7 protein-coding genes and 1 pseudogene are annotated in these 10,178 nt (G+C 70.6%); 1 reads left to right on the top strand and 7 read right to left on the bottom strand.

Annotated features, from left to right (window positions below; all coding sequences use genetic code 11):
• Window positions 1–188 precede the first annotated feature (188 nt).
• From GEV10_30585 to GEV10_30560, 6 genes and pseudogenes are all read right to left on the bottom strand, one after another.
• Window positions 189–1,526 (bottom strand): AAA family ATPase, encoded by a 1,338-nt coding sequence (locus GEV10_30585; protein MQA82754.1) that lies wholly within the window; start codon window positions 1,524–1,526, stop codon window positions 189–191.
• 240 nt (window positions 1,527–1,766) lie between these two features.
• Window positions 1,767–2,531 carry an isoprenyl transferase gene (locus GEV10_30580; GenBank protein ID MQA82753.1) on the bottom strand — a complete coding sequence of 255 codons (765 nt, stop codon included), beginning with the start codon at window positions 2,529–2,531 and terminating at the stop codon, window positions 1,767–1,769.
• 84 nt (window positions 2,532–2,615) lie between these two features.
• Complete coding sequence (locus tag GEV10_30575) at window positions 2,616–4,421, bottom strand: phosphoenolpyruvate carboxykinase (GTP) (GenBank protein MQA82752.1); 1,806 nt, start codon at window positions 4,419–4,421, stop codon at window positions 2,616–2,618.
• A gap of 184 nt (window positions 4,422–4,605) precedes the next feature.
• A pseudogene (locus tag GEV10_30570) lies at window positions 4,606–4,791 on the bottom strand (RDD family protein).
• Between the two features lie 515 nt (window positions 4,792–5,306).
• Window positions 5,307–5,834, bottom strand: a complete 528-nt coding sequence (locus GEV10_30565; protein ID MQA82751.1) for a hypothetical protein — start codon at window positions 5,832–5,834, stop codon at window positions 5,307–5,309.
• A gap of 44 nt (window positions 5,835–5,878) precedes the next feature.
• Window positions 5,879–7,861, bottom strand: coding sequence for a DUF255 domain-containing protein (locus GEV10_30560; protein MQA82750.1), 1,983 nt, complete (start codon window positions 7,859–7,861; stop codon window positions 5,879–5,881).
• A 201-nt stretch (window positions 7,862–8,062) separates the two neighbouring features.
• Here GEV10_30560 and GEV10_30555 point away from each other — a divergent pair, with 201 nt between their 5' ends.
• Entirely contained in the window at window positions 8,063–9,103 is a 1,041-nt protein-coding gene (locus GEV10_30555; protein ID MQA82749.1) for a hypothetical protein, read from the top strand.
• A 19-nt stretch (window positions 9,104–9,122) separates the two neighbouring features.
• On the opposite strand, the gene GEV10_30550 is transcribed toward GEV10_30555, so the two are convergent.
• Window positions 9,123–9,950, bottom strand: a complete 828-nt coding sequence (locus GEV10_30550) for a DUF4097 family beta strand repeat protein (protein ID MQA82748.1) — start codon at window positions 9,948–9,950, stop codon at window positions 9,123–9,125.
• Window positions 9,951–10,178: the final 228 nt, after the last annotated feature.

The following is a 10,178-nucleotide window of genomic DNA, read 5'->3' as shown; positions in this document are numbered from 1 at the left end:
GTACAACAACCACCGACTCCACGGCCTCCTCGACAACACCACACCCGAGGAACACGAACTGGCCCACTACGCTCACCAACCCGGCCCACCACCCGGTGATGCCGCCAACAAGAAGACGGCATGAAACCCGGGACGCTTCAGAGGCAGCGCCCCACGAGACAAGGGCAGCGGCCCCGACAGCAAGAGCTTCAGGAGTCCAGAGACCCCGGACTCTCCTCCAACAGCTCCGTGACGAGCGCCGCGATCGGCGACCGCTCACTTCGAGTCAGCGTCACATGGGCGAACAGCGGGTGGCCCTTGAGCTTCTCCACCACCGCGACCACGCCGTCGTGCCGGCCGACGCGCAGGTTGTCGCGCTGCTGGACGTCATGGGTGAGCACGACCCGCGATCCGGCGCCGATCCGCGACAGCACGGTCAGCAGCACACCGCGTTCGAGTGACTGGGCCTCGTCGACGATGACGTAGCAGTCGTGCAGCGAGCGTCCCCTGATGTGGGTCAGCGGCAGCACCTCGAGCATGCCCCTGTCGACGACCTCGTCGATCACGTCGTGGGATGTCACCGCGGACAGGGTGTCGAACACCGCCTGGCCCCAGGGTGACATCTTCTCGGCCTCGGTGCCTGGCAGGTATCCCAGCTCCTGGCCGCCGACGGCGTACAGCGGGCGGAACACCACGACCTTGCGATGCTGGCGGCGTTCGAGGACGGCGTCGAGGCCGGCGCACAGGGCGAGCGCCGACTTGCCGGTGCCGGCTCGGCCGCCGAGCGAGACGATGCCGATCTCCTCGTCGAGGAGGATGTCGAGCGCGATCCGCTGCTCCGCGCTGCGCCCGTGCAGGCCGAACGCCTCGCGGTCGCCGCGAACGAGGCGTACCTGCTTGTCCGGCGTCACCCGACCGAGCGCGCTGCCGCGTTCCGACATCAGCACGAGGCCGGTGTGGCACGGCAGCTCGCGCGCCTCCTCGATGTCGGCGAAGCCGCTGCCGTAGAGCTGGTCGAGGACGTCGGAGCCGACGTCGACCTCGGCCATGCCCGTCCAGCCCGACTCCACGGCGAGCTCGGCGCGGTACTCCTCGGCCGCGAGCCCGACCGAGGACGCCTTCACCCGGAGCGGAAGATCCTTGCTGACGAGCGTGACGTCGGAGCCCTCGGCGGCGAGGCTGCGTGCCACACTGAGGATGCGCGTGTCGTTGTCGCCGAGCCTGAACCCGGCAGGGAGGACGCCGGCGTCGGTGTGGTTCAGCTCGACCCGCAGAGTGCCGCCCACGTCGTTCAGCGGCAGTGCGACGTCGAGCCGGCCGTGGCGTACGCGCAGGTCATCGAGCATGTGCAGCGCCTGGCGCGCGAAGTAGCCGATCTCGGGGTGGTGTCGTTTTCCCTCGAGCTCGGTCACGACGACGATCGGGAGCACGACCTCGTGTTCGGCGAAACGGCGGATCGCCATCGGGTCTGCGAGCAGGACACTGGTGTCGAGAACGTAGGTGCGCCGTTCGCCTCCGGCGGCACGGCGGCGGTTCGTCGTTGCCATGCGCACTCCCCCTGGCGTCCCCCGGACGCCGCTACTCGAAGGGCCGGGACCGGGACCGCGCGGGCCTGGAAACCGGGCCCTTCCCTTGCGCGAGTGCTGGCAAAGGTGCGGACCTCCCGAGCGGAGAACGGATGCCCTCCGCCGCGTCGAAACTACCCGGTCGACACGGGTCGTTGCATCCGACACGCCCGCGCACGTGGGTCGTCGACGCTCCGTGACGCCCCGGGCGTCAGACGTGCCCTACTTGCCGAAGCGGCGTTCCCGCTGGCCGTACGCCCGCAGGGCCCGGAGGAAGTCGACCTTGCGGAAGGCCGGCCAGTAGCCCTCGTAGAAGTAGAACTCGCTGTAGACGCTCTGCCAGAGCAGGAAGCCGCCGAGCCGCTGCTCACCCGAGGTGCGGATCACCAGGTCGGGGTCGGGCTGCCCACGGGTGTAGAGGTGCTCGGCGATGTGCTCGACGTCGATCACCTCGGCGAGCTCCTCGATCGTGGTGCCGCGGCCGGCGTGGTCGTGCAGCAGGGCCCGCACGGCGTCGGCGATCTCGCGACGCCCGCCGTACCCGATCGCCGCGTTGACCGTGAGCCCCTCGATGTCGCGGGTCTGGTCGGCGAGCTCCTTGAGGAGCCTGGCCGTCGAGTCGGGCAGCAGGTCGAGCGCGCCCATCGGGTGCACCCGCCACCTGCCGACGGACGCGATCGAGCCGATGACGTCCTCGACGATGCCGAAGAGCTCCTTCAGCTCCGCGGGTGACCGTCGCCCGACGTTCTCGGTCGACAGCAGCCAGACGGTGACGACCTCGACACCGACCTCCTCGCACCAGCCGAGGAGGTCCTCGATCTTGTCGGCGCCCTTGCGGTGCCCGAAGCGCGACGACTGGCCGTACGACTTCGCCCAGCGCCGGTTGCCGTCGATGATGACGCCGATGTGCCTCGGCACCTTCTGCGGAGTCAGCTGCCGTTCGAGCCGACGCTCGTACAGACCGTAGACAAGGTCGCTCAGAGCCATGCAGCTTCTCCCAAGTCGTCCACCGAGACGCAGGCTACTCGTCCCGGCGACACTTCGCTCCGGGAAGCACGCTCTCTGGACGCCTCAGCTGCCGAGGCGGTTGACCAGCGCCTCGTACTCCTCGCGCAGCTGCGCCGGCAGCCGGTCGCCGAACGTCGCGAAGTGGTCGGGGATGAGGGAGGCCTCGCGCTTCCACACCTCACGGTCGACCTCGAGGAGCTGCCGGAGCGCGTCGTCGTCGACGTCGAGCCCGCTGACGTCGAGGGAGTCCCTGGTGGGCAGCCGGCCGAGGGGGGTGTCGTACGCCTCGGCGCGGCCGTTGACGCGGTCGACGACCCACTTCACGACCCGGCTGTTCTCCCCGAACCCGGGCCACAGGAACGAGCCGTCGTCGCCCTTGCGGAACCAGTTGACGAAGAAGATCCGCGGCAGCTTCTCGGCGTCGGCCTGCTCGCCGAGCCGCAGCCAGTGGGCGAAGTAGTCACCCATGTTGTAGCCGCAGAACGGCAGCATCGCGAACGGGTCGTGGCGCAGCTCGCCCGCCGTGCCCTCGGCCGCGGCCGTGCGCTCGGACGCGACGTTGGCACCGAGGAACACGCCGTGCTGCCACGAGAACGCCTCGGTCACCAGCGGGACCGCGGACGCGCGGCGACCGCCGAAGAGGATCGCCGAGATCGGCACGCCGGCGGGGTCCTCCCACTCCGGTGCGATGCTCGGGCACTGCGACGCGGGCACGGTGAACCGGGAGTTGGGGTGTGCGGCAGGCTTGTCGCTGTCGGGGGTCCAGTCGTTGCCCCTCCAGTCGACGAGGTGCGCCGGCGGCTCCTTCGTGAGCCCCTCCCACCACACGTCACCGTCGTCGGTCAGTGCCACGTTGGTGTAGACGCAGTCGCGGTCGAGCGTCGCGATCGCGTTCGGGTTGGTCTTCGGGCTCGTGCCGGGCGCGACGCCGAAGAACCCGAACTCCGGGTTGATCGCGTACAGCCTGCCGTCGTCGCCGAAACGCAGCCAGGCGATGTCGTCGCCGACCGTCTCGACCTTCCAACCGGGGACCGTCGGGACGAGCATGGCGAGGTTGGTCTTGCCGCAGGCGGACGGGAAGGCGGCCGTGACGAAGCGCGGCTCGCCGTCCGGCGGGGTGACCTTGAGGATCAGCATGTGCTCGGCGAGCCAACCCTCATCGTGCGCCATCACGCTCGCGATGCGCAGCGCGTAGCACTTCTTGCCGAGCAGCGCGTTGCCGCCGTAGCCCGATCCGTACGACCAGATCTCCCTGGTCTCCGGGAAATGCGAGATGTACTTCGTGTCGTTGCAGGGCCACGGCACGTCCTGCTGGCCCGGCTCGAGCGGAGCGCCGACGGAGTGCACGGCGCGCACGAAGAAGCCGTCGTCGCCGAGCTCCTCGAGCACGGCGCGGCCCATCCGGGTCATCACCCGCATGGAGATGGCGACGTAGGCGGAGTCGGTGATCTCGACGCCGAGCGCGGACAGCCGCGAGCCGAGCGGACCCATGCAGAACGGGACGACGTACATCGTGCGTCCGCGCATGCTGCCGGCGAAGAGCTCCTTGAACGTCGACCGCATGTCCTGCGGGTCGATCCAGTTGTTCGTGGGACCCGCGTCCTCCGCCCGTTCCGAGCAGATGTAGGTGCGGGACTCGACGCGTGCGACGTCGCTCGGTTCCGAGCGGGCGAGGAAGCTGTTCGGTCGCTTCTCCGGGTTCAACGGATGCAGCGTGCCACGCTCGACGAGCTCCGCAGTGAGCCGCGACCACTCCTCGTCCGAGCCGTCACACCACTCGATCCTGTCGGGCTGAGTCAGCTCGGCGATCTCGCGGACCCAGTCGATCAGTCCGCGGTGCCTCGTCGGAGCCTGCTCCAAGCCGGCGATGTCGGACACGACGCCTCCTTCGCGGCCGCGGAAAGCCGTGAAACGGCGAGAGAGCGGAATGCCGCGCGGTCCGCTCAACGGGGGTGATTGAAGGCGATGTTACGCCACCGCCCCACCAGGCCCCAGTGGCTCAGTTCACCCCGCGTAGGTGACGTGCCTCACGCCGGCGCTACTGGGACCAGCCCTGTCCGTAGCCCTGCTGCGGCTGACCCTGCCCGTAACCCTGCGGTGCGCCCTGCTGGGGTGGCGGACCGCCCTGCCAGCCGCCGCCGTACGGCTGCTGCTGTTGCTGCGGGAACCCGGGTGCGGGCTGCTGTCCGTAGTAACCCTGCGGCGGCTGTTGCTGCTGCTGCGGTGCCGGCGGCGACATCTCCGAGGTGCGGAACACCGCGATGCCGACGAGCAGCGGGACGAGGGTCAACGCCAGTGCCGGCAGGGTGAAGACGAAGTGCTCGATCTTGGCGGCGGCGGACGGGCCGTAGCTCTCGCCGGTCGGGCTGGGCGGGCCGGTGTAGAAGAGGCCGACGAACAACGTGATGATCCCGAGCAACACCATCACGCCGGCGGCGATCATCGCGGCGAGAGTGATCGGCCGCGCCAGGCCGGTCTTGTCGGGCATCACGGTCACCAGCAGCACCGCGCCGACGAGGGCGGCGGCGACGGTGAGATTGACGAAGCTCGACGTGCCGTAATACGCGTTGGACAGGATGTCGGACGGGTCACCGAACAGGCCGATCAGCCCGGCGACGAACGTCAGGGCCACACTGCCGAGGAGGAGCCAGGCCACCGGCTCCCGCAGTGGCTTGAGCGCGTCCTTGATCATCTCTGCCCCCTCTTGATCACGTGACCTTTGACTCAGCGTGACCAGTCTGGCAGAGAAGTGTCTCAGCTCGTCTCCGGACCCTGGGCGCGGACCCGCTCGACGTGCTGCATCGCGTCGCGGAGCTCGGCGAGCCAGCTGTCGGCGTTCCTGCCGACGAGGCGGACGCACCACGCGAGGGCGTCCGACCGTGAGCGGGCCACCCCGGACTCGACCAGGGTGTCGAGTACCTGCCGCTCCGGCTGCCGCAGGCGCGTCATGACCGGACTCGACAACGTGGTGAAGAGCTCGCGGGTGTCGCCGCAGACGGCGCCCCACGCGACCTTGCGCTCGGAGACGCGCTCGAGCTCGCGGGCGATCCTGATCCGCTGGTCGCGCGTGCTCTCCCTGAACTGCTTGATCCTGCCCTTCTCGGCGGAACCACGCTCGGCGTCGGCGGCGTCGTCGGCCACCTTCGGTGCGGCGATCGTCCCGACGACGGTCACCTCGTCCCGGTCCACCACGATCTCGGATGGCCCGGTGAACCAGTCCTCCGGCAGCCGGCCGGCGAACCAGCCCCGCAGCCGTTCGATCTCGCTCTCGTACTCACTCATGTAATGATGATTACACGGTTACAGCACGGTGGCCAGTGATGATCTCAGGTCAGGGTGGCGTGCAGCTCGGCCGGGTCGGTCAGCGGTCGCTCGCAGACGAACCCGCGGCAGACGTAGGCCGCCGCCGCGCCGTCGACGAGGCCGCGGTGGGCGAGCAGCGGCACCCCGCCGTCGTCGTCCGGTGTGCCGAGGGCCAGCACGCCGCCGGCCGGGAGCGACCGCAGCGCGGTCTCGTGCAGCTCGCGTCGCGCCGGGTCGTCGGGCTCGCCGACGACGGCGACCTCGACGGGACCGTCGACCGCCGCCTCGGCCGCCGCGAGACCCCACCCGGCGAACCTCGGGGCACGCTCGGCCAGCCGCGCGTACAGACCGAGGCCGCCGGTCGCCGCCTCGCGATGCCGCGCCGACCCGGTCAGCGCGGCGTACGAGAGCAGCGCGCTCGATGCCGCGGACCAGCCGGACGGCGTGGCGCCGTCGGTGGGGTCGCGGGGTCTGACGACGAGCTGCTCGCCGTCGTCAGGCGTGTCGTGGAAGCCGCCTCCCGGCGTGGTGAACCGGTCGAGGACGGTGTCGAGCAGGGTGCCGGCGAGGTCGACGTGGGCCGCGTCGCCGGTCACCGCGTACAGCGCGAGCAGGCCCTCGGCGACGTCACCGTAGTCCTCCAGCACGCCCGCGTGCGGCCCCGCGACCCCGTCACGCGAGGCGCGGAGCAGCCGGCCGCCGGAGACGTGGACGTCGCGCAGCAGCGCGGCGGCGTCGGTGGCCGCGCCGACGTACACGGGCTCGCCGAGCAGCGCTCCGGCCTCGGCGAGAGCCGCGATCGCGAGGCCGTTCCATGCCGCGACCACCTTGTCGTCGCGACCGGGGCTCGGGCGCTCGCCCCGGACGACCCGGAGCCTGCGCCTCACCGCGGCGAAGCGCAGCTCGTCGTCGGGGTCACGGCGCAGCTGGAGCGTCGACGCGCCGTGCTCGTAGGTGCCCTGCTCGGTGACCCCGAAGAGCTCCGCCGCCCATGCGCCATCGTCGTCGCCGAGCGCCTCGCGCAGCTGCGCCGGTGTCCATACGTACGTCAGGCCCTCGACGCCGTCGGTGTCGGCGTCGAGCGCGGACGCGAAACCACCGTCGCCGGTCCGGAGCCGGGTGAGGAGGAAGTCGGCGGTCTCCTCGGCGACGCGCTTGGCGAGCGCCGAGCCCGTCGCGCGCCACCAGTGCACGTAGACCCGGAGCAGCAGCGCGTTGTCGTACAGCATCTTCTCGAAGTGCGGGACGACCCAGCCGGCGTCGACGGAGTAGCGGGCGAAGCCGCCGTCGAGCTGGTCGTACACGCCGCCCCTGGCCATGGCCTCGCACGTGCCCTCGACCATGTGCAGCGCCTCGGCCGATCCCGACCTGGCGTGCGCGCGCAGCAGGAACTCGAGCACCATGGACGGCGGGAACTTGGGCGCTCCGCCGAACCCTCCCCGCGCCTCGTCGTACTCGCGGCGGAGCACGTCGACGGCGGTGTCGAGCTGGTCCGCCGTCACCGGCACGCCGGTGACGTCGAGGTCCCTGCCACCGAGCACCCGGACGACCTCGGCGCCCTGCTCGAGCACCGCGGCGCGCTTCTGCGTCCACGCGCGGGTCACGCCGTCGAGCAACGCGTGGAACTGCGGCCGCGGGAAGTACGTGCCGCAGTAGAACGGCTCGCCGGCCGGGGTGAGGAACGCGGTCATCGGCCAGCCGCCCTGGCCGGTCATCGCCTGGGTGGCCTCCATGTACACGGCGTCGACGTCGGGGCGCTCCTCCCGGTCGACCTTCACGCAGACGAACCCGGCGTTCATCCGCTCGGCGGTGTCGGCGTCCTCGAACGACTCGTGCGCCATCACGTGACACCAGTGGCAGGCCGAGTAGCCGACGCTCAGGAGCACCGGCACGTCGCGGTCCCGCGCCTCGGCGAACGCCTCTTCGCACCAGGGCCACCAGTCGACCGGGTTGTCCTTGTGCTGCAACAGGTACGGGCTGGTCGAGTCAGCCAACCGGTTCGCCATCTCCCGATCCTCACATACCGGGTCCCGGCTGCCCGATACGGAGCGTGATGGCACGATTCGCCTGCGTTCACGCGCAACCGCCGGGAGTGTCGTCGACGTCCACAAATCCGCGCGCAGGGGGCACGTGCGTGTCATCCGGGGTGACCGCACCCCGTACCATTTCGTTCGGTCGACAACTCGGGGGCACGGTGAGGAACGTCCATGGCAGACGGCGGTAACCGCCCTACCACCCCTCCCGCTCGTCCCGTCGGCCCACGCATCGCCGCCGCCACGCTCATCGCGGGTGTCGGTGTGCTCGTCGCGGTCCTGCTGGCACCGAGCCTCGGTGGACGGGTCGCCGCGGGTGTCGGCAACGAGGAGTCGGCGCGGCCGTCCGCCGCGGCCAGTGGCGACGTCGACGACGAGTTCGAGACCAGTTCGCCGGGCCACGACCGCCTCGCCAGGCTCGCGGACATCAAGGAGCTGCGGCTGCAGGTCCGCGGCGTGACGCGCAAGGCCCTGGTCTACATCCCGTCCCGCGTCCGCGCGGGCGCCCCCGCCTTCGTCGCCGTGCACGGCTACACGGGCAGTGCGCCGGCCATGATCAGGCAGACGAGCTACCTCGACCTCGCGGAGCGCAACGGCTGGATCGTCGCGTTCCCCCAGGGCCTGAGGTACGCCGACGGCCAGCACGCGTGGAACGCCGGCACCTGCTGCGGCGGCGCGCCCTCGGCGGACACCTCCGACGTGAAGTTCATCAACAACCTGGCCCGCCGACTGGTGAGCCAGTACGGCGCCGATCCCGACCGGATCTTCTACCACGGCTACTCCAACGGCGCGATGCTCGGCTACCGCGTCGCCTGCCAAGCCGACCAGCCGTTCAGCGGGTTCGCGCTCCTGTCCGGCACGCTCGTCAGCCCCTGCGACCAGACCTCGGACGTCCCCGTCATCGCCATCCACGGCATGCAGGACAGCACGGTGCCGTTCGCGGGCAGCCGATGGCGGGTCAGCCTGCAGACCGAGCTGTTACCCGTGCGCGACACCGTCGACACGGTGGCCGCGCGCAACGGGTGTACGGGGCGGCTCGCCAGCCGCGCGCCGGAGAACGCCCGCGTCCGCAGCTTCACCGCGCAGTGCCCGAAGGGCGCGACCGTCGCACTCGTCACCGTCCGCGACATGCAGCACCAGTGGACCGAGGACGCCGACGCCTTCGGCATCGACGAGACCGAGTACTCCACCACCTGGCTCCTCGACCACGCCTGAACGCGGGTCACGGCAACGGTCAGCGGCGGCTGATGGTGACGTCGCCCGACGACGCCTCGACCGTGATCTCGTGCGCGGCGTCGGGGTCGGTGGGCACGTCGACCTGCTCGTCACCCGACGACGTCTCGACGTCGACCTTGTACGTCGTGGAGCCGCCGGGCAGGGTGATGGTCGCGTCGCCGGAGCTCACGTCGAGCTCCACGCGGTCCGGCGCGGCGGCGAAGCCGAGGACGACGTCGCCGCTGGAGGACTCGGCCTTGACCCGGCCGCCCGTGAGGCCGTCGGCCTTGATCTCGCCCGAGCTGGCGCTGACGTCGAGGTTGCCCGACGCGCCGGTGACGTTCACGTCGCCGGACGAGCTCTCCAGCTCGACCTCACCGCCGAGGTCCTTCGCCGTGATGGTGCCGGACGACGCCTCGACCTGGGTGCCACCCGTCACGCCGTCGACCTGGACCGCGCCGCTCGACGCGTCGATCTCGACCCGCATGTCCGCGGGCACGACGATCTCGTAGCTCACGTCGCACCGGCCGAACGTGAAGGCCGGGCAGTCCGCGGAGACGTGGACACCGTCGTTCCGCGACTCCTCCACGATCCTGGGGCTACGGCCGCGGACGGTGCGCGTGAGGCGCACGTCGTCTGTGCTGCCTTTGCGCACGGTGACGTCACCGGACTCGACGTCGACGAAGAGGTGCTTCGCCGACGCCGACAGGGTGCGCGTACCCGACACGCCGTCCCCGCCGAACGAGTCGCGCAGGGCGAAGGCGATGCTGACCGCCGCGCCCACGACGAGGACCACGGCGACGATCGCTCCGGTTCGACGGGTCCGCGCAGGCACCGCTGAGGACATGGCAACTCCTTCATGGTCTGAGCGCAGACTACGATCCGCCGGCACTCCGAGCCATCGGGTAGGCCTGCCAGACGCGCGGGGGTTGTCCCTACCTACTTCGACCTGAAAAAGTCGCAGCGTGGCGGTCGATGATGTGGTGGCTGGTGGTGGAGAGGATGGCCTCGAACCCTTGGGCTAGAAGGGATCGAGGCCATCGTGTTCAGAACTGTAAACGATCAGCCGACGTTG

The organism is Streptosporangiales bacterium (assembly GCA_009379955.1).
Lineage (GTDB): Bacteria > Actinomycetota > Actinomycetes > Streptosporangiales > WHST01 > WHST01.
Note: the sequence above shows the minus strand (reverse complement) of the source record. Positions and strands in the feature narration are given on the sequence as shown.

Coding starts and splice junctions, on each gene's coding strand:
- GEV10_30580 (MQA82753.1), bottom strand. CDS start 2,531: ATGGCTCTGAGCGACCTTGTCTACGGTCTGTACGAGCGTCGGCTCGAA.
- GEV10_30555 (MQA82749.1), top strand. CDS start 8,063: ATGGCAGACGGCGGTAACCGCCCTACCACCCCTCCCGCTCGTCCCGTC.
- GEV10_30585 (MQA82754.1), bottom strand. CDS start 1,526: ATGGCAACGACGAACCGCCGCCGTGCCGCCGGAGGCGAACGGCGCACC.
- GEV10_30565 (MQA82751.1), bottom strand. CDS start 5,834: ATGAGTGAGTACGAGAGCGAGATCGAACGGCTGCGGGGCTGGTTCGCC.
- GEV10_30560 (MQA82750.1), bottom strand. CDS start 7,861: ATGGCGAACCGGTTGGCTGACTCGACCAGCCCGTACCTGTTGCAGCAC.
- GEV10_30550 (MQA82748.1), bottom strand. CDS start 9,950: ATGTCCTCAGCGGTGCCTGCGCGGACCCGTCGAACCGGAGCGATCGTC.